At 35.9% G+C, this 20,647-nt stretch carries 17 protein-coding genes; 11 read left to right on the plus strand and 6 right to left on the minus strand.

Going from position 1 to position 20,647, the window contains the following annotated elements; translation table 11 throughout:
* Positions 1-118 precede the first annotated feature (118 nt).
* A complete protein-coding gene (locus RU87_RS00195; RefSeq protein WP_068159953.1) occupies positions 119-853 on the minus strand; it encodes a helix-turn-helix domain-containing protein in 735 nt (244 codons plus the stop codon).
* A 119-nt stretch (positions 854-972) separates the two neighbouring features.
* Complete coding sequence (locus RU87_RS00200; protein WP_068159951.1) at positions 973-1,731, minus strand: MerR family transcriptional regulator; 759 nt, start codon at positions 1,729-1,731, stop codon at positions 973-975.
* 92 nt (positions 1,732-1,823) lie between these two features.
* Here RU87_RS00200 and RU87_RS00205 point away from each other — a divergent pair, with 92 nt between their 5' ends.
* The 4 genes from RU87_RS00205 to recO all read left to right on the plus strand — a co-directional run bounded on the left by RU87_RS00205 (position 1,824) and on the right by recO (position 5,897).
* Positions 1,824-2,729: a DUF2268 domain-containing putative Zn-dependent protease gene (locus RU87_RS00205; protein WP_068159950.1), complete on the plus strand. Its 906-nt coding sequence runs from the start codon at positions 1,824-1,826 to the stop codon at positions 2,727-2,729.
* A gap of 233 nt (positions 2,730-2,962) precedes the next feature.
* Positions 2,963-4,141, plus strand: a complete 1,179-nt coding sequence (locus tag RU87_RS00210; protein ID WP_068159948.1) for a pyridoxal phosphate-dependent aminotransferase — start codon at positions 2,963-2,965, stop codon at positions 4,139-4,141.
* A 337-nt stretch (positions 4,142-4,478) separates the two neighbouring features.
* Positions 4,479-4,991, plus strand: a complete 513-nt coding sequence (locus RU87_RS00215) for a GNAT family N-acetyltransferase (protein ID WP_068159946.1) — start codon at positions 4,479-4,481, stop codon at positions 4,989-4,991.
* A 141-nt stretch (positions 4,992-5,132) separates the two neighbouring features.
* The gene (recO, locus tag RU87_RS00220; RefSeq protein ID WP_068159942.1) at positions 5,133-5,897 is read left to right on the plus strand and encodes a DNA repair protein RecO; all 765 of its coding nucleotides are present in this window, start codon (positions 5,133-5,135) and stop codon (positions 5,895-5,897) included.
* A gap of 54 nt (positions 5,898-5,951) precedes the next feature.
* Here the strand turns inward: recO and RU87_RS00225 are convergent, their stop codons facing one another.
* From RU87_RS00225 to trpS, 3 genes are read right to left on the minus strand one after another with little or no spacing between them, the layout of a single operon-like run.
* Positions 5,952-6,800, minus strand: a complete 849-nt coding sequence (locus RU87_RS00225; protein WP_082782107.1) for a glycerophosphodiester phosphodiesterase — start codon at positions 6,798-6,800, stop codon at positions 5,952-5,954.
* Positions 6,784-7,425 carry an HD domain-containing protein gene (locus RU87_RS00230; protein ID WP_068159939.1) on the minus strand — a complete coding sequence of 214 codons (642 nt, stop codon included), beginning with the start codon at positions 7,423-7,425 and terminating at the stop codon, positions 6,784-6,786. The genes RU87_RS00225 and RU87_RS00230 overlap by 17 nt, the downstream gene beginning before the upstream one ends.
* Positions 7,422-8,444: a tryptophan--tRNA ligase gene (trpS, locus tag RU87_RS00235; protein WP_068159936.1), complete on the minus strand. Its 1,023-nt coding sequence runs from the start codon at positions 8,442-8,444 to the stop codon at positions 7,422-7,424. The genes RU87_RS00230 and trpS overlap by 4 nt, the downstream gene beginning before the upstream one ends.
* A 202-nt stretch (positions 8,445-8,646) precedes the next feature.
* Between trpS and RU87_RS00240 the strand changes: the two genes are divergently transcribed.
* The gene (locus RU87_RS00240; RefSeq protein ID WP_068159934.1) at positions 8,647-10,269 is read left to right on the plus strand and encodes an ABC-F family ATP-binding cassette domain-containing protein; all 1,623 of its coding nucleotides are present in this window, start codon (positions 8,647-8,649) and stop codon (positions 10,267-10,269) included.
* An 89-nt stretch (positions 10,270-10,358) separates the two neighbouring features.
* The gene (locus RU87_RS00245; RefSeq protein ID WP_068160105.1) at positions 10,359-11,165 is read left to right on the plus strand and encodes a Cof-type HAD-IIB family hydrolase; all 807 of its coding nucleotides are present in this window, start codon (positions 10,359-10,361) and stop codon (positions 11,163-11,165) included.
* Between the two features lie 66 nt (positions 11,166-11,231).
* Here the strand turns inward: RU87_RS00245 and RU87_RS00250 are convergent, their stop codons facing one another.
* Positions 11,232-12,803 carry a phage tail tip lysozyme gene (locus tag RU87_RS00250; RefSeq protein ID WP_068159931.1) on the minus strand — a complete coding sequence of 524 codons (1,572 nt, stop codon included), beginning with the start codon at positions 12,801-12,803 and terminating at the stop codon, positions 11,232-11,234.
* Positions 12,804-13,157: 354 nt separating this feature from the next.
* On the opposite strand from RU87_RS00250, the gene RU87_RS00255 reads away from it, so the two are divergent.
* The 5 genes from RU87_RS00255 (at position 13,158) to RU87_RS00275 (ending at position 20,642) form a co-directional block, all read left to right on the plus strand.
* Entirely contained in the window at positions 13,158-15,323 is a 2,166-nt protein-coding gene (locus RU87_RS00255; RefSeq protein ID WP_068159927.1) for a coiled-coil domain-containing protein, read from the plus strand.
* Between the two features lie 117 nt (positions 15,324-15,440).
* Positions 15,441-16,175: a type II secretion system protein gene (locus RU87_RS00260; RefSeq protein ID WP_068159925.1), complete on the plus strand. Its 735-nt coding sequence runs from the start codon at positions 15,441-15,443 to the stop codon at positions 16,173-16,175.
* 9 nt (positions 16,176-16,184) lie between these two features.
* Complete coding sequence (locus tag RU87_RS00265) at positions 16,185-16,889, plus strand: hypothetical protein (RefSeq protein WP_068159921.1); 705 nt, start codon at positions 16,185-16,187, stop codon at positions 16,887-16,889.
* A 4-nt stretch (positions 16,890-16,893) separates the two neighbouring features.
* The gene (locus RU87_RS00270; protein WP_068159919.1) at positions 16,894-18,945 is read left to right on the plus strand and encodes a hypothetical protein; all 2,052 of its coding nucleotides are present in this window, start codon (positions 16,894-16,896) and stop codon (positions 18,943-18,945) included.
* 11 nt (positions 18,946-18,956) lie between these two features.
* On the plus strand, positions 18,957-20,642 hold the full coding sequence (locus tag RU87_RS00275) for a GspE/PulE family protein (RefSeq protein WP_068159916.1): 1,686 nt from the start codon (positions 18,957-18,959) through the stop codon (positions 20,640-20,642).
* The last annotated feature ends 5 nt before the right edge of the window (positions 20,643-20,647 follow it).

Genomic DNA, 20,647 nt, shown 5'->3' on the forward strand with positions numbered 1-20,647 from the left:
ATCGTCCAAAGTATTCATTAACTACAAAATAGCTTTACACATATGTGTAAAGCTATTTCTAATTTTGTAAACATAAAGTAAATCATAAACCTGTTAACTCAGTCGCAGAAAAGGCTAATTATTTACCTGTATTAATCATATTCCATACTTTTTGTGTAGCTGAAATATCATTTTCTAATTCAGTTTTGTAAACTTGTAATAGTTGTTTAGCTTGATCAGATCTTTCTTTACTTTGTAATATGTTTTTAATTGAGCGATCTATGTTATGACGATCTAGTTCGTAGCTAACAGCTACGTCCTTGGCAACTGATGGATTACTTCTCTGCAAACCACCATATAAATTAGCATAGACTTTATTTCCGTCAATGGTAATATCAAAGGTTGACCCTCTATAAGTACTGATTGGAATATTACCGTTATGTAATGGTTCAAGAATTTTTTGCTCATGTGCCTGGAAAGTATAGCCATTTTGTTTTAAGTAATTATTGCTCGCTGTATGTTCCCAAGTTGACAATCTTTGGTTTTTTGGGTAGACAGTTATAAACCAAAATGCGGTATAACTGATAAATAGACCAATTATTACGTATAAAAGTAATTTTGTCAGTTTGTAATGCTTTAATTTTTTTCTGTCTTTTTTGACGTTCTCCATGATGCTAGGCTCCTCTTTTAATAATTTGTCTAGGGAAATGTCATAAAGGTCAGAAAGATAGATAATTTTTTCTATATCAGGAAATGTTCTATTTGTTTCCCAACTAGAAATAGTGGCTCTAGAGACATAAATTTTCTCTGCAACCTGTTCTTGTGTTAAGCCATTATGCTTTCTGTATTTTTTTAATCTTTCTCCAATATCCATTATTTCTCCTATATTATTAGTATAATTGACTGGTAAAAATTAGCTAGCTACATGTTGTTGCATGAAGTAAAGTCTACAAACTAGCACAAATACACATTCAGTAAAGCGCCTACTATAGACTATACTGACTGATTAGAGTTGCTATGTTGTATGTTGACAAAGTTGTCAATCGCTTCAGAAATATATGCTGCTGTGCCATCACCAAATAAATCTATATTGTTTTTAAACTCGAGGTTTTGGACATAGCTGGAACCAATTTTTTGAAAGATTTTAAGAGAGCAGTTAAAACCATTTTGATTTATGGTTAGGTATAGTTTTTCACACAACAAAATAGTTTTGGTGTGTGACGTAGGCTCATGTTGTTGATGTTGATTAGCAAACTCACGAAAAATACGATTAAATAAACGCGCTATGTTTGTTTCATTTCCCACTTGTTTTTCTTTTGATGCAATCATGATATCTTTACCGAATTTAGTAATGGCCTCTCCTTGATAGCTGATGTGGTCTATCACAGAAAATCCTTCAAATTGTTCAGTGTTTTTATCATCTTGATTAAATGTTTTTGCGGAGATTGTTTGCTTAATACTTTGTATCAAAGTTTCTATAGTTTCCTTCTCTTTTTCCAACAGGTGAATCTGAGAACGAAGAATAGCGAGTGTATCAGTATCATTTTGCTCAAGTATCTGTTTGATTTTAGTTAAAGAAAACCCTAAGTATTTATAGTAGCGAATAATTTGTATCTTTTCGATGTCTTCAAGTTGATAATAGCGATAGCCATTTGCTGCTTTAAAGGGTTTGACAAGCCCTATGTTATCATAATGATGAAGTGTTCTAATCGAGACACCAGTTAATTTTGAAGTATCTTTTATTAAGTACATCATGACCTCCTAATCACATATTGTAACATAAACTATTGACATTGACGTAACGTCATAGTTTATGCTTGGTATGTATTAAGAAAGGAGCTAAGATGAATTTAGCATTAATTAAGTCCGATACAGTGTATCGAGAACTATTACAAACACCTATGGAGAAACGCGATAGTCTGTTTAAAGAGAGACTACTGGCACCTTTTAAAGAAAAGTTTGATCGGCAGCACATTACTTTTGATGAACATGTACCATTCAATGTTATGACAGTGATCGGGATGATGCATAAACTGCCTCAATCTCTTAAGTCGTCTGATATTACGCTGATTGATCAGCTTGATCAGAAGTTTTGGAAAGATATTCAAGATGCGTTTGATAAAGCTATTGAGACATTTGAAGCAGCAAATATTACACCCAAAGTGAGCACTTATACACTGACTGCTTTACTCGGAGATGAACAACTACCGATGATGCAGATAAATGAAAATTATAGTGGAGATGGTGGTATTCCTGGGTATATTTTACTTAGTATTGTGCCGAATGCTTATACATTGAATCGAATATCATCAGCAGTAGCTCATGAATGCAACCATAATATTCGATATCAATTTATTGAGTGGGGTAAAGGGCCGCTTAAAGAGATGATTGTTTCAGAGGGATTAGCAGAAAACTTTGCTGAAAAACTTTATGGTACAGCTAATCTTGGGCCTTGGGTAACCAAGCATGATATGTCCATATTAAATGATCTAATTAAACCTAAACTTAAGGCACATCTCGATATTGATAACATGTTTGAAGCAATGCCTTACTTATATGGAGATGAAATTACAGAGATGCAGCAAGGTAAACCAGTAGGGCTACCTTATGCGGCTGGTTATATGTGTGGTTATTACTTGGTCAAATACTATTTGAAAAAAACAGGGATATCGATTGAAGCCGCAACGTTAAAAACAGCAGATGAGATTTTAGCTGCAGCTTCCGATTTTTGGCAGGAAATAACTAGATAACAACAGTTAGAATAGCAGGTTAAGCAATAAGATAGCTAGAACCTTTACAGATGCTGTAAACGTATTGTCAATATTGACTTGCATGGAAAGTAGGTTTGATGACTTTTATCCACTTTAAACTTTTATTTGATTACCTGAATATTGTGAATACTCCTTAAAAAGAGTATAATTGAATAAAAGTATGATGGCATATAATCGTATATGCTTTTTTTTATATAAGCGAGGTAAGAGTAATGAACGTTTCTAATCTTTTTAACCCTAATCTGGATAAAATCCAAATTTCAGCTATTCGTCGGTTTGATCAAGAAGTATCAAAAATTCCAGGTATTCTAAAATTGACATTGGGAGAACCCGATTTTAATCCACCTCAGCACGTCGAAGATGCTGCGGTGGCTGCAGTACGTGCCCACGAGAGTCATTATACTGGTATGTCAGGATTACTCGAATTGCGACAAGTTGCTAGTGAGTTTGTGGCTGAAAAGTACAGCCTTAATTTTGATCCAGAATCAGAAATTTTAGTTACCGTAGGGGCGACAGAGGCGATTTCAGCAAGTCTAATGTCTATATTAGTAGCTGGAGATAAAGTATTGACACCAGCTCCATTATATCCTGGGTATGAACCATTAATTCAACTTGCAGGAGCTGAGATGATCGAGATTGATACGACAAAAAATGGCTTTGTTTTGACGCCAGAAATGCTTGAATCAGCCTTAGTTGCAAACCCAGAAACAAAAGTTGTCATTTTGAATTATCCATCAAATCCGACAGGTGTAACCTATAATCGTGCAGAGATTAAAGCATTAGCAGACGTCATCAAAAAATATCCTGTTGTTGTCATTTCAGATGAAATCTATTCAGAATTAAATTATACAGGTGAAAAGCATGTGTCAATCGCTGAATTCGCGCGTGATCAGACGATTGTATTAAATGGCTTATCTAAATCGCATGCTATGACAGGTTATCGGATTGGCTTTATATTTGCAGATGCAAGCTTGACACAGCTCATCATCAAAACACACCAATATTTTGTGACTGCTGCGACAACTGTTTCTCAGTTTGCTGCCATAGAAGCGCTGAAAAATGGTAAAGATGATGCTGCGATTATGGCAAAAGAATATATTGTGAGACGAGATTATATCATATCACAGATGGCACCTCTTGGATTTGACATCGCTAAACCAGACGGCGCATTTTACATTTTTGCTAAAATTCCAGCAGATTTGAACCAAAATGATTTTGATTTCTTGCTTGATTTTGCGACTGAAAAACAAGTTGCCTTTATACCAGGCTCATCTTTTGGACAGTATGGTAAAGGCTATGTCCGCTTAAGTTATGCAGCAAGTATGGCAGTTATTAAAGAAGCAATGGTTAGGTTGACAGCATATGTCAACGATAAACGTGGTCAAGCTTGATGACATGCTTACTATTAACCTAACTGATTTTAAACTATTTTTTATGCGATGTACTTAAGCATACCAAGTGATAAGATCAAGTTAGTGTAACTTGGTCTTTTTAATGATTAACTGCCCGACAAAAAAGTTTAGCATGACCGATTTTTTGTTTATGATAACTATTGTTTGTAAGCAATTTTATGGTGAGAAAATTAACTAAACATGCATAAGAAATGATAGACAATTTTGAAGGCTTTCATTTTAGCAGGATATACTATTTGAAATTTTTATACTTTTTATCTCATATCAGTCTTTGGTATTATAAAAATTAAAATTTGCAATGAAAGAAAGAGGTGCTATGAAAACTGAACTCAGACTGGCAAAAGATACAGACTTAGATACTGTGATTAGCATTATTGAAGATGCTCGACATTTTTTAGCAATTTCTGGGAGTGATCAGTGGCAACATAGTCCATATCCTGCGCGTTCAGATTTAGCACAGGATATCTTTCTGGGTTTTGGACATTTGTTTATTGTTGATCATCAAATTGCTGGATATGTTGCATTAATTTCAGGAGAGAATCCCTATTATGATAAACTCAGCCACGGAAAATGGCTTGAAAGTGAAACAGGAGAAATTATCGAAATAGGTAGGATGGCTTTATTAAGCGACTATCGAGGTCGGGGATTATCCAAAGCATTTTATCAAAGCATTTTCACACTTGCATTTAGGAAAAACTATAAGGATTTAAGACTTTGGACACATCCTAAAAATAGTGTCCAACAACATCTGTTTTTACGTGAAGGATTCAAGAAAGTTGGGATACTTGATTTTGAGGGAGAGCGATGGGCATATCAAAAATTATTGTAACTGTTAACCATGATGAAGAAAAGATTTTTGATATCATTAAATGATAACCAACATATAAAACGACTATCCTGACAAGTCAAATAAACTCCTGTTTTGTGCGTTATTTTTGGTATAATAAAGGGACGAGAGGGGCTAGCGAATATGAAAAATGCTGAAACACGTGGTCTAGTCTTATTTAGCAGAAATTATCGTGAGCAAGATAAGCTTGTCAAAATATTTACGGAATCATTTGGAAAACGGATGTTTTTTGTCAAAAATGCCAGTAAGTCAAAATTTTCAAGCAGCCTACAAAATTTTACACAACTTGACTTGTTAGGGACAATCAACGATGATGGGCTAAGTTTTATTGCTGACATTAGTGAAACAACTATCTATAAACATATTAATACAGATATTTTTGCCCAAGCCTATGCTAGTTATTTGATTGGCTTAGTAGATGTCGCGATCGCTGATAACCAATATGATCGGTCGCTTTATGGATTTTTAATCAAAGCACTAGAATTGATTGATAAAGAAGTTGACATGGCAATCATTACGAATATTTTTGAATTACAAGTCATGTCACGTTTTGGCATCCAAATAGATTTTGGACAGTGCGCATTTTGTCATCGAACAGATCTACCGATGGATTTCTCATATCAGTACAACGGGTGCTTATGCAGAGATCATTTTGACAAAGACTTGACAAGAGTACACGTTGATCCCAACATCATTTTCTTATGTCATACGTTTATGGCTATAGAACTAAGTCAGTTACCAAGTTTGAAGTTATCAGATGAGTTGAAACTAAAATTAAGACAGTTTATTGATGGGCTTTATGAGCATTATATAGGCGTGCAAATCAAAGCTAAAAAATTTATTGATGGTATGGATAGTTGGGCTGATATTATGAAAGATAATCGTTGACTTCTCAGGGATTTGAAATAATTTATGATGAAATGAAAAAATAAGCAAGATAGCTTATTTTTTTTCCTTATATTGTTCTTTTAACTGTAAGGCTAACTCAGGATAGTCAGTGATAATGCCGGATAGTTGATGATTGAAAGCGAGATACATATCGAGATCATTATTGACTGTCCAAACACGTATTGGTTTTTTGATTTTCTTAATCTGGTTAGTATTTTTTTTAATCCATTTAATACTTGGATGTAAGCTGGTGATATACTCAAGAGTTAATCCTTTTTGTATTTTTTTATCAGATGTTGACATTAAATAGCATAACTCACTTTCTGGCTCAAGTTCATATAAGCATGTAAGAGACTGCAGGTTAAATGAACAATAGATATGTGAGAAAGGTAGGTCTTGAGAGGTTAGTAGATCACTTGTTTTTTGCTCTAAACCGATGTATTGGTAATTATCAGTCTTGATTTCTATATTTAAAACACCTGTGAAATTCATTTCTTTAAGTAAGTCAAGTACTTCAGAAAGTAGGGGTACTTTTTCAAACTTATACTGTGTATCAAACCAACTACCCGCAGAATACTGTCTAATTTCTTCAAAAGTCATGTCTCTGATGAAGCCAATGCCGTTTGTTGTCCGATCAATAGACTCGTCATGAATGACAACAATCTGATTATCTTTAGTCAGATGGACATCTAACTCAATCCCATCCGCACCAACACGTACAGCTTCAGTAAAAGCAGCCAGTGTATTTTCAGGTCGATTAGATTTGCTACCGCGATGAGCAAAAATCTGCGTTTCAACTAAATCATGGTGTAATAGGTGTTTTAGTGCTGATTTTACTGATTTACGTTTTGATGTATGGTGGTCATGCAATGTTCGATACCATTTTTTAATTCCCGTAAACATCGTTATACTCACTTTCTATTGCATTGACAAAGTCACGCATTAGTTTATCTCGTGGGATTGCCATTTTTTTAGCTGTATCTGTATGCAATGTGTCACTAAGCTTAAATAATTTTTCATAAAAATGATTGAGTGTTGTGCTGTCACAAGCATGATATGTCGACTTTGTTTGATAAGTTTTGGGTTGTATAGCTGGATCATAAAGCTTTCGCTGTCGTGCAAATCCGTACTGTAAGGTGCGTGTAATCCCAAAAGCGCCTATAGCATCAAGACGGTCGGCATCTTGTACAATGTTACCTTCTAGTGTCAAAACAGGTTTACCCCCCTCAATTTCTGAGGAAAAATAAAGATGATCGATAATCTCAAATACAGCATCTTGGTTAGTAAACCCAATTGTTGTTAGAAAATCAGCTACTTTGGTTTTAGCTGCTAGCACATCGTTAACTAGCTTATCATCGTAGGTATCATGTAACAATGCTGCTGTTAAGACAATTTGTTCATCAGCAGTAGGATAGTCTTGTAAAATAAGCTTGGCTAATTTGTAAACACGAAAGACATGGTCAAAACCATGTCCATCTCGGTTATTTTGATGCCAGTCTTTAGCAAAAGAGATGATTTTGTCTATCATTTAAAATAATTAATCCCCATAGCAGATTTAACTTCATCTAAAGTTTGTGCAGCTACTGCCTGTGCTTTTTGAGAACCTGCTTTCAGCATATCGTAGACTTGGCCCATGTCTTTAGCAAATTCCAGACGACGTGCACGGATAGGTGCAAATTCTCTATCTAAGACTTCAAGTAAGTAGCGTTTAGTTTTCACATCCCCAAGGCCACCTGCTTGGTATTGAGCTTTCATGTCAGCAATTGTGGCAGCATCTTCTGGTTTACCAAAAACATCTAGGTAGTGAAAAACCATATTTCCTTCAATTTTACCTGGATCTTCTACGCGAATATGATCAGGATCGGTATACATACTCATCACTTTTTTCTGAACAGTATCTGCATCGTCGGAGATGTAAATACCATTGTTCAAAGATTTAGACATCTTGGCATTGCCATCGAGACCAGCTAGTCGACCAGCTTTTTCATCTTTAGGGTAAAAGCCTTCAGGTTCTATCAGGACATCTGTTTGATAAGCATGATTAAAGCTGCGAACGATTTCGCGTGTTTGCTCAATCATTGGTTTTTGATCGGTACCAACAGGGACCAGGTTTGCCTTAAATGCTGTAATATCCGCTGCTTGAGAAACTGGATAAACGAGAAATCCAGCAGGGATAGATTCGCCAAAGCCTTTTTGAGCAATCTCAGATTTGACAGTCGGATTACGCTCTAGTCGTGCTAAAGAGACTAGATTCATGTAATACATCGATAATTCTGCTATTTCAGGAATCTGTGATTGGATAAAGATGGTTGACTTGTTAGGATCTAGGCCAACAGCTAGATAATCTAGTGCCACTTCTCCTACAGATTGGATAATTTTTTCAGGCTCTTTTGCGTGGTCAGTGAGTGCTTGTTGGTCTGCCAGAAATACAAATAGGTTATATTTATCTTCATTTTGCAGTAAGACACGATTTTTTAAAGAGCCGATATAATGACCGATATGGAGTTTACCAGTAGGACGATCACCTGTTAAAATAGTTGGTTTCATGAGTCTCTCCGTTAATTTGTTCTTAAGCACATTATATCATGTTATCACTAGAAAATTAGGGATAAAATTTATAGAATGCAATTTAAAATAGGTTCAATTATCATGATATTGTTGTGACGACCCCGATGGGAGGGCTTTTTATTTCCTTACAAAAATGATAAAATAAAAATAGCACGTAAATTGAAGATAATAGAGGAAAAACATGTTACAAGTAAGTGATATTAGTTTACAGTTTTCAGATCGTAAACTGTTTGATGAAGTAAATATAAAATTTTTGCCAGGTAATTGTTATGGTTTGATTGGTGCTAACGGCGCTGGGAAATCTACTTTTTTGAGAATACTCGCAGGAGATATTGAGCCGTCAACTGGTCATATCGCGATGGGAACAGATGAGCGTTTATCTGTTTTACGTCAAAATCATTTTGACTATGAAGATCAAACACCATTAGATGTTGTCATGTCAGGAAATGAAGTCCTTGCTAAAATTGCACAAGAAAAAGATGCAATCTATATGAATCCAGATTCGACTGATGATGATTTCATGAGAGCAGCAGAACTAGAGGCTCATTTTGGAGAACTAGGTGGCTATGAAGCAGATTCTGAGGCAGCTTCATTACTACAAAATCTAGGGATTACAGTAGAACAACAAACTAACGTGATGGCTAATTTAACTGCAGGAGAACACGTTAAAGTCTTGCTAGCTAAAGCATTGTTTGGTAAACCCGATGTACTATTGTTAGATGAGCCGACCAATGGATTAGATATTCAAGCCATTAACTGGTTAGAAGAATTTTTGATTAACTTTGAAAATACAGTTATTGTTGTATCCCATGACCGTCATTTCTTAAACAAAGTTTGTACACACATGGCTGATTTAGATTTCGGAAAGATCAAATTATTTGTAGGGAACTATGATTTCTGGAAAGAGTCATCAGAACTTGCCTTGAAACTCCAAGGGGATGCCAACCGTAAATCTGAAGAAAAAATCAAGGAATTACAAGATTTCATCGCACGTTTTTCTGCCAATGCCTCGAAATCTAAACAAGCAACATCTCGTAAGAAGATGCTTGATAAAATCGAGTTGGATGAAATTGTTCCATCTTCACGTAAATATCCATTTATTAATTTTAAACCTGATCGTGAAATTGGGAATGATTTACTTAAAGTTGATAATTTATCAGTCAAAATCGATGGTGAAGTGATTTTGGATAAGATTAGTTTCATTCTTAATCCTGGAGATAAAACGGCCTTTATCGGACAAAATGATATCCAAACAACAGCACTTATCCGTGCACTCATGGGAGATATCGAGTATACTGGTGATGTGAAGTGGGGGGTTACGACGAGTCAAGCGTACCTACCTAAGGATAATTCACGTGATTTTGCTGGTGGTGAAACAATTCTAGACTGGTTGCGTCAGTTTGCTAGTAAAGAAGAAGATGATAATACTTTCCTTCGTGGTTTCCTAGGTCGTATGTTATTTTCTGGTGAAGAAGTGAATAAGTCTGTTAATGTCCTATCTGGTGGTGAAAAAGTTCGTGTGATGCTAAGTAAATTGATGCTTTTAAAATCAAATGTCTTAGTATTGGATGATCCAACAAACCATTTGGATTTGGAGTCAATCTCATCTCTAAATGAGGGACTTACCAACTATAAAGGTAGTCTATTATTTGCCAGTCATGACCATGAATTCATCCAAACAATCGCCAATCATATTATTGTTTTATCTAAAAATGGTGTCATTGATCGAATTGATGAAACGTATGACGAGTTTCTTGATAATGCTGAAGTGCAAGCAAAAGTTAAAGCACTTTGGGAAAATTAACCAAGCTTATTGTACGACATAATAAAGTAAGTCATCGAAAGATGGCTTTTTATGATTATCATAAAATTGTTTTTTGTTATAATGATAATATGACGATTAAATTAATTGCAACTGATATGGATGGCACTTTTCTTGATATAGATGGCGCCTATGATAAACAACGTTTTGATACTGTTTTAAGCAAATTAGCTGCTAAAGACATCTATTTTGTGGCAGCATCTGGTCGCCAGCTCTTGGCTTTGGAAAGTTTGTTTGCTGAGTTTAAAGATAGAGTGATTTTTATAGCAGAAAATGGTGGTATTGTTAAGTTTAGAGATACTATTTTATTTGAAGAAAAGATGGCTTTTGATAAGGTATTAAAAATTGCTGATCTGCTTAGACAGTCTGATTATGTCATGCATGATGCAGTACTACTAAGTGGTGCTAAAGGGTCTTATATCTTAGAGACAACTAATGCGTATTACAAGGAAAAGGCGAAACATTATTATGAAAATGTTCAGGTTGTTTCTGATTTTGCCTTAGTAGATGATGATATTTTGAAACTAACCGTTAATTTTAGTGCTGAAACAGTGCTTGAGGGAGAGGCGTGGTTTAATCGTCAGGTACAGAGTGTTAGAGCTGTTACGACAGGTTTTGAATCTGTGGATATTATTCCTAGAGGGATTAGTAAAGAGACAGGTCTCGTGCATCTAGCTGATAAATTTAATATTCAACCATCTCAGGTATTAGCATTTGGAGATAATCTAAATGATTTAGAGATGTTAAGGTATGCAGGAACGTCTGTTGCGATGAGCAATGCGCGTGACGAAGTCAAACAATTAGCAGATCACGTGATTGGGCATCATGGTGATCAAGCTGTGTTAGCTTATTTAGAATCATTGGTTACTGATTTTTAAGGAAGAGGTAAAACTAAATATAAAAAGCACAAATCGTATCAGATTTGTGCTTTTTGTATTTTGAGTTTAATAATTCATATGGATATAAGCTGCGGCTGATTTAGGGACAACTCTTGTATTTGTTTTACCAAGACCTGCGGGACCATTCATCTCTTTAATCGTGACGGTATCTCTTGACACGCCGATGACGACAGCAACGTGACCATATGTAGGATCTGCACCTGCACTACCTGGTGCGAAAACAGCAATCGTTTGGTTAGCGATTGGGTTACCATCTACTGTCAAACCTTCTCTTTGTGCAGATTGTGACCAGTCTTTGGCATTTCCCCAGTAATCGCCCATACGTGCTTTGAAGATGTCTTTAACATACCAAGTACACTGACCTGACGCATACGTGTTGCCGTTACTGCTATAAGGCCCTTGCGTCACATCCATTGGGACAGCAACACCATCTGTTGTACTATTAGTGACATGATCTTTTAGCAAGTCATACCATTTTTCTGCATTATCAAGGAGAGTCTTAGCCTGTGTTTGTGGGTCACTAAGTGCAACACCTTCATAATGAACAGTCCAATCTAGACTTGCTTGTTTGGCATCAGTAGCATTTGCGACTAAGTCTTTGACGTGTTTAAAGTTACTGTTAAGTTCAGTAGACACTAGTTCGAGCTGTACAGGCATAGACAAAGTTTTTTCGCTAGCACGTCCCCAACGGTTACCGTTAATGTTATTTGACCAACCAGACCATTGGAAAATACCAGCAACACCACCTGATGTGTTAATAGCCTCAGGATTAAATCCAGACTCACGTTCAGCGACTGCTAGCGCACCAGCAGCACCTTGTACTGTAAATCCTTCTTGTCCCATCAGATAGTTAGCGATATCAATTGCATTTTGTGCAGCCTGCTCAGAAATACCAGCTTCTCTGGCTAAGTCTGATGCAGTAATTGATAAGTTACCCCCACTATAAATCGTCATTGCAGGTTTGATAATCAATTTTTGACCTGGATAGATAAGATTAGCATTTTCGATATGTGAATATTTGGCAATATCAGCAATAGATACTTTTTTGCTAATTGCAATTTGCCAAAGCGACTCACCTGCCTGAACAGTATGTGTAACCGCAGGTATCTCACGAGATATCGGCTTTGCTTTTGCTTTAACCTCAGGTTTTATCGTTAGTTTTTGACCAACATAGATGAGATTGGCATTTGTAAGGGCTGAGTTTTTGATAATTTCTGAAACAGCTACACCCTGCTGGCTAGCAATCAAACTTAAGGTATCACCCGCTTTGACGGTATAGATGACTGCTGGAGTCGCAGTGGTAGTATCAGTCTGTGGTGTGTTAGGTTGTTGTGGATGAGGAGTATTAGTTTTTGTCTGTTGAGCAGTTTGTATGGTTTGGTTGACGCGAATATAGTTAACATCTTGGATGTGATTTAGTTCAACAAGTGCTGGTATAGTCGTATTATACTTTGAAGCAATACCATATAGTGTATCTCCTGGTTTTACAATATAGGTTTCAGCTGAAGCAGTAAATGTTGTTAAGACGAGTGCTCCGGCAATTGTACTCGTTCCTAGAGCTATTTTGAGAGCTTTTTTTTGTTTAGTTGTGAGTGATTGTTTATCGTGTGCGCCCATGGTAATCCTTTTCTTAAGTTGAAAAATAATGATATTTACTCAATTTTATCATAAAGTAAATCATAAAACAACAAAAAATGTTAATAAGTCTGAAAAATATAGATTTTGATAACGTGAAAAAAATTAGCAGACATAAAATAAAAAAAGTAAAAAATATTTTTGCTAATTTATTTTGTGTTTTTTTAGTTGATAAATAGGAAATAACTTTAACAATTCGGTCACTACTTATGAATTTAGAAAACTGAAAACGTAATTTTTTGAAATTATTATTGTTTTTAATTAAAAAAACTGTATAATGTAATCAACAAGTTTTTTAAAATTGGCAAACAACATAATGATTATAAGGAGATTCAAATGGCCGTTTTCAAACGTGATAAATTGATAGATATTTCTAAGCGTAATGATAGTGATGCTTTAGTCAAACGACTGGAAACGGAAATTAAAGAGCTAGATAGAGAAGTATCAGTCTTAGAGTCAGAGTTGGGTCAACAAGTCATAGAAAATGATAAGCTCAAACAGCAACTTGTTGACACAAGAAAAGATTTAAAAACAGATACCGGATTTAGTGAAGAACTAGCAGAGAATCAACGTGAGCTTGAACGCTTATCATCACTAATTGATCAATATGAGTTACAAATCGACTATTTACAAGCTGAACAAACAAGTCATGTAGCGTCACCATCATCCCAATCTGATGGTGATTTAGGACAGCTACAAGAAGAAAATCAACAGTTAAGAAAAGAGATTGACCTAATTCTCACCCAAACTGTGGATCAACAAGAAAAACAAATCGCTATTTTACAAGAAAAGTTGGCAAGTATATCGACAGATGAAGTTGTTGATATAGGACAAGTAGATCAGTTAACCCTTCAAATAACAGAACAAGAAACTCAGCTACAAGAGACACAAGAGCTACTTCATGCTAGAGAAACAAGGTTAATAGAGCTAGAACAAGAAACACACCAGCTATTAAAAGTTAAACAAGATTTAGAACAAACTGCCCAAGAGGATCTTATCCAGATAGATAATTTAAAACAAGAATTGCATAGGCTACAAGAAAGAGAAACTGAGTTAGCAGACATGTTGCGTGAGCGAGATGAACAAAATCTCAGTTATGATGCACTACAAATTGATTATGAGGGATTGAAAACTCAAATTATCGCGGTAAATCAAACTTTAGAAAGTCAGGGTGTTGCATTGTCTGAAGCAATGGCAACTATAGAGAATCAGGATGCACAACTATCACAAGCTAATGACGCATATACACGGGAATTGGCGTCTTTACAAGCGTTACTTGATACGAAATTAGCTGAAAATGAAACGATACAATTAAAATATCAAAAAGAAATACAAGAAAAAAATGGTCAACTTTCAGAGATTAAAGAAAGATATGCACAACTTTCTAGACAAAAAGATGACCTAGTAACTACCTCCGAAGAGCTAGAGTCTGCTTTAGCTAATAAAAGTGAGTTAATTAGTGAATTAACTCAAAAGTTGACCTATGTAACTGAGAGTTATACAGATAAAAATATGGATTTGAACGCTCAGATCGTTAACCTAGAGCAGGCATTAAGTGAGGCAAATACAAAATCTGATGCACAACGAGAAGAAATTCAACGGCTCAGCTCAGAACATGCTCAAAAAGAAACAGAGTTGGTGGCAATACAGTCAGATATGTTGATGCATCAGGAAACGCTAACTTTGCGTATCTCGGAATTAGAAACGATACAGACTGACTTATCTGAGCAAAATACCTCTTTATCGATGAGGTTGACAGCTATTAACCAACAACTACATGAAGAACAATCACAAACAATACAATTACAATCAGAACTCTCAGAGTTAAGGGTACAGCATCAATCAGAAATAGTTGAGAAACAAACATTATTATCTGAAAAAGAACAGGCACTAGCTATAGAAAAAAGTAAATTAATTGCTTTGAATCAGGAATTAACTACTTTGCAATTAACTTACCAAAATTTACAGGATGCAAGTCAATTAGCAAAAACAAAAATAGAAGATGAAAAAGCAATGGCTGATCAAAAGATTAACCGATTGATAATAGAATTGTCAGAAGTTAATGATGCAAGACAGCATCAGGTTTCTCTTTTACAATCTATTATTTCAGAAAATAAAATTTTATTAAACCAGTTAGATCAACAAGTCGATGAACTTAAACTGGAAAACCAGAAACTATCTGAAGAAAAAAATCAGAAAATACAAGAATTCCAAGCACTCCAGCATAAATTAACGGCAGCTAACGAAAAGAATAGGTCATTAGAAGCTGAGTTACTTGTTAAAGAAGAACATAATCAACAAGAACTATCAGATATGATGTTGATGGTTAGTAGATTGAAGCATGATGTCATAGCAGAAGCGAATTTGGAAATTGAACGGCGACGTGAAGAAATGAGAGAAGAAGAACGTGTCTTTAAAAGTGAATTACACAAAGAGGCTTCAAAATTATTGACTGAAGTGGCGGATTTTAAGGCTAAATTTATCGAACCAGTTGATGACTAATTTTTTATTAGTGCATTGTAAGTGATACAAAGGCAGCATTAAAAGATGCATCATTATATCTATTATGCTTGACTGTGTATAAACTTAACACGAATATGAAGTGGAGAGGCTTAAATCATGCGAAACAAAATGATTATACTTACCGAATTAAAGAATGAAGAGGGGTTCACGCTAGTTGAACTTCTTAGTGCTATCACTATACTCGGTATTGTATTGCCTTTATTTATAGGATTTATCGTGTCAAACTCGAAAATGATTGAATTAAATACGATTCAAACAGAAGCTATTAGTGTTAGAGAAGAGATTCGTGAATGGATGAGCTATAAAGCACAATCACAAGATATAGCCGATTTAAATCCCTATGTGTTGGCAACTACAGGTCATCAACCAGATCCGATTACACTTACCGATCAAGAAGAAAAACTACGCGCTAGTCATTTGATTTTAGATAAGAGTGGTATCCAAAAAGATACGCTTGGAAAGGCTAAATACGGTGAGCAAGTCCCTGCTGATAAGTTAGTTGACGATGATGGAAATATCATCACAAGTTCGCCTACTAGACAGCAAACTCGGCAAGTAGTCTATCTGAGTAGTGGCTTTGCTTTACCTAAACTGAACTTGTCAGCAGAAAAAAAAAGATATGTGGGGATGTATGTTGGTGAAGGTGCATTAAGATTTAAAGTTGACTATGCTGTTCTAGTTGAGGCAGCACCAAAGGCAATCAAAAAAGGTGCTACTGCTACAGTTGCTGACAACCAAGATAGTGGTATTTTAGTAACCTTAAGGATTTATAATAGCAAAACAGGTAAAGAGTTAACAAATACTCAGTTTCATTGGGGAGCTGATGATTAGAGGAACATGATGAAAGACTTGAAAGATGAAACGGGGATTACTTTAACAGAACTCTTAGCAGTTATTATACTTGTAGCCATGGTCACAACTTTAGTCGCAACGATGGCAAGTCATGTCTTCACAATTAGAAATATTCAAGAGTATAAAGTAAAAACACAAACTATTGCCAATAGTCTTTATAATGTGCTGAATACTTATTCTAATGAATTGTTAATCAACCAAAAACAAGCAGGTGGTATAACGGATACACAGTCTTTAGGAGAATCAGGAAAGTATCGAAGAAATGACTGGGAAGATAAGCAGATCGTGCAGTTACTTGATGGATCTAATGATCGGCCTTTAACTTTTGATAGTGATGGTGTTGAAAAACTAAAACTAGTGACGCATGAAGGGACTCGTGTGCTAAGTACTTATCAGACACCATCTCCAAAGATCAAGATGAAAGTACATTTTGTGAAAAATAAACATGAGAAACAAGTTTTAAAGCAAGGTGAAACGAATTATCGCGATAGTTTTAGTGTTGATACAACAGTCTATATCGTTTTTTATAAAGGAACGATAAATTGGACAGCTTATATCCCTGGTAAAAATAAACCTATGGAGATGGATGATGTAAAAAAAGATAAAGACACTATCTATACACGTGTGTTTGATATCACCTATCGAGATGATGCTAAATCAGCTGGAGAAGTGGCTGGAAATGGTAGGTGGTAGGTCGATGAAAAAAATAAACAAATACATACGACACTGCTATGATGCTGAGGATGGGAGTGCGTTACTAGTTGTCCTTGGTGTTATCATATTATTATTTGTTATAGTTATTGGTATTTTTTTCTTTGCATTAGATACGCAAAAGAAAATCGCCCTAGCTGACAGATATACGACATTAAAAGATGCTAAGTCTTATGCGCTTGAAGAATCAAAGACACGTGTATCTAATTATTTCGATAAAGAAATACGAAAAATCATCAATGAAGTGGGAAATCCATCTGATAATAATTTAGTCATCGCTAAAGTAAATGAAAAGATTAAGACACTGTGCATAATTGCTACGAGTGGTGAGATTGATAGATCATTTTTTAGTAGTGAACAATTTGGTGCAAATAAGCAGTATCAGTTTAAAGTCGGTGTTGCGCCTAATGCTCTTGTTGAGGCGGGTCAAGTATATAGTAATGCAGAAACAGGTGGTTGGTCTGCCTCGCCAAGTGCTAATAGCCTTCAATTTGCCAAACGCATTACTATTCCGATAGTTGTTGAATTACAGGAAAAAAAGGATGCAACTTCTATCAAGCATAGCGCATCGAGTCACTTAGTTTATGAAGTGCAGTGGGAAGAGAAAACAACAACAAGGCCGATTAACAATGCAGCAGAAATAGAAAAATTAGATACATGGCGTAATATTTTTTATAATCACTATACAAATGGTGAAAACGGCTTGATTTCTGCAGATACTTGGACACGTTTATTATATAGGGGGTACAAGTATCAAGCAAAAAATCAAAAAACGTTTGATGGTACAGCTTATAATACTGTACCACTGGGGCAAAATTTTGTGTTTGGTGGCCTTAAAAGAAAATCACTCACTGATACTAAATTGACAGCTGCTTCTACCGCTATACCTGCAATAAGTCCAGCAGAACCAGATAACAAAACTCTAACAAAAAATTTGCTTGCAAAAGGATCCTTTATCATTCAAGACATTGGGTTAGTAGGAAATCTTCCAGACACACTAGTTAGTGCTGATAACATATTAGCAATTACAGGTAGTAGAAGATTGGATGAGACGCGGTTTAAAGATATCTACGGAAAAGCTAATACAGGCGTATTTATATCAAGGCTAAACCAAAAAACAACCTTTCAACATAGTAAGATACATATGCCAAGTTTGTTAATCACACAGACTAGAAAAAGTATCAAGTCTTTAGATACAGGATTACTACTCGATAATAGTGAAATTAAAACTAATGCGGCACCAGATAAGTTTGACTATAGCGACTATCTAAAATCTGTTGGTCTAGGAAATCCCCAACAACATCCACGTTGGAAAGACTTGTTAACAGGTGGCTTGGTCATTGCAGGGTCAACAGTTGAACTAAAAAATGATGCAACGATTGAACTTGGAGCAAATAGTAATTTTATCCTGACAAACGCAGCCATAAAGGAGGATGCTAAGGGTGAGGAAAGTTTTAGTTATCAGATGACACATACTAATCCGGGTCGTCCTGATGCAACGATTCCAAATCCGCCTAGTGTGTTAAAGATAGGTGATTATTCGAGAGTGACTCAAGGTAGCACTGACGTGAGTTTCATTGATGCGCCCAAAAAAAATCGTCGTGCTTCAAGTTCAGAGAATGGAACTCAAGCGCAAGATGATTGGCTAGATGTATCAGTTGCCAGAAATACGATTGATATCGGCGCTAGCGGAGAGCTTAATTTAGGTATAACAGGTATCGAACCTTTTAATCTAAAAGTTGCCAAGGATGGTATCTTTAGTTTTTACGCACCTAGTGATCCCAGTTTGCTAGACCCTACATTTTTAAAAGAAGGCACCATTAAAGGTAAAGTGATCATTTATGTGTGGCACAACGATTTTGATGTTAGAGCCCATCTTTTAGGAGCTGGCATCAAGACTAAAGTTAAAACAAAAATTGAAGATGCAAACAATGGTGAAGTAACGCTTATCAATGCAATAGGTACTCAGAGTGGATCTCGTAATGTTCTTAGAACCTTTAGCTATATGGTAGATGTTGATTTTAAAAAGAAAAAATAGATAGGAGAGACATGGCGATAGAACAAGAGCAGCAGGTTATTAGACTCGATACACTAGCTAGAAAAATAGTGCATAAAGAACTTATGACACTAAGAGAAGTCAATCAGCTTACTTTGGCAGCGCAACAAGCATCAGAATCATTTGCGAGTTATATTGAACAGCGTCATGTCATGCCGGATGATACATTATTGGCACTCAAAAGTGAGGTATACGGTGTCCCTATTATTGATGTATTTAATCTTGACATTACAAGTGAAGCGATTGAGTTAATTCCAAAACATGTCGCTCAGGAAAATCATGTCATACCGATAGAGGTTATTGATGGGACTTTAGTTGTCGCATTAAGTGATCCCATGGATTTTAAGTTGTTAAGTGACTTACGCTTGATGACAAAAAAAAATATAGAGTTACGACTAGCGATCAAAGCTGATATAGCTTCTGTTATTGCAAATACATATCCTAGTGATCTTAAAGTTGAAGAATGGATTTCTGATAGTGACTCTGTTGATGAGATAGCAAATGAAGTTGTTGACGAAGTCTCCGATGCACCAGTAGTCAGGTTGGTATCAACACTATTAACTGAAGCTGTTGATCGTAAAGCAAGTGATATACACTTTGATCCTCAGTTAAAAGAATTATTGATCAGGATTCGGGTGGACGGAGAACTCGTTACCATGCAAAAAATCCCGAAAACGATGCAACATGCTGTGATTTCTCGGGTGAAAGTTATCTCTTCATTAGATATTACGGAAACCAGAATCCCTCAAGATGGTCGCGCCCAGATAAAAAATGCGAGGATGAAAGTTGATTTACGTGTCTCGATATTACCGGTCATACATGGAGAGAAAGTCGTTATTCGGATTTTGGATACCTCAGCAGGTATTAGACAACTAGATGATTCTGGTTTTGCACCGGATACATTAGATCGCTTTAGACAAACGCTGAAATTACCTCATGGCATCATCTTAGTTACGGGACCTACTGGATCAGGGAAATCTTCTACTTTATATTCTGCATTAAACGAGTTAAATCAGCCGAATATTAACATCATCACAGTAGAAGATCCAGTAGAGTACCAGTTAGCTGGTATTAATCAGGTGGCTGTCAATGCTGATGTTGGCTTAACATTTGCAGCTGGACTGCGCTCAATTTTACGACAAGATCCTAACGTGGTCATGGTCGGAGAAATTCGTGATGGGGAGACAGCAGAGATTGCCATACGTGCTGCCATGACTGGTCATATGGTACTGAGTACCCTACATACAAATAGTGCTGTGAGTACGATTAATAGATTGCTAGATATGGGTGTAGATACTTTTCTGGTCGCAAATGCCTTATCGGGTGTTTTAGCACAACGTTTAGTGAGGTGCATTTGTAGTAATTGCAAAACGACTGTGCACCCAAGCGTAGAAGAAGAGATATTTTTAAAACATTATCAAGCTGAAGGCAAGGCACTTTATACAGGATTGGGCTGTAATAAATGCGGTGGAACAGGATATAAGGGGCGCATGGCTGTACATGAATTCTTTGCCTTAACTCCTGATATTCGTCATGCCATCAACAATCATGCGACAGATGAAGTACTAGCTGATCTGGCAGAAAAAAGTGGGATGCGAACATTATTTGCAGATGGTCTATCAAAAGTTTTACAAGGGTATACCACAATTGCGGAAATTCTCAAAGTTGCAGAAGAATAAGGAAG

The sequence above is a fragment of the Pseudolactococcus plantarum genome (genome assembly GCF_002441715.1).
Lineage (GTDB): Bacteria > Bacillota > Bacilli > Lactobacillales > Streptococcaceae > Pseudolactococcus > Pseudolactococcus plantarum.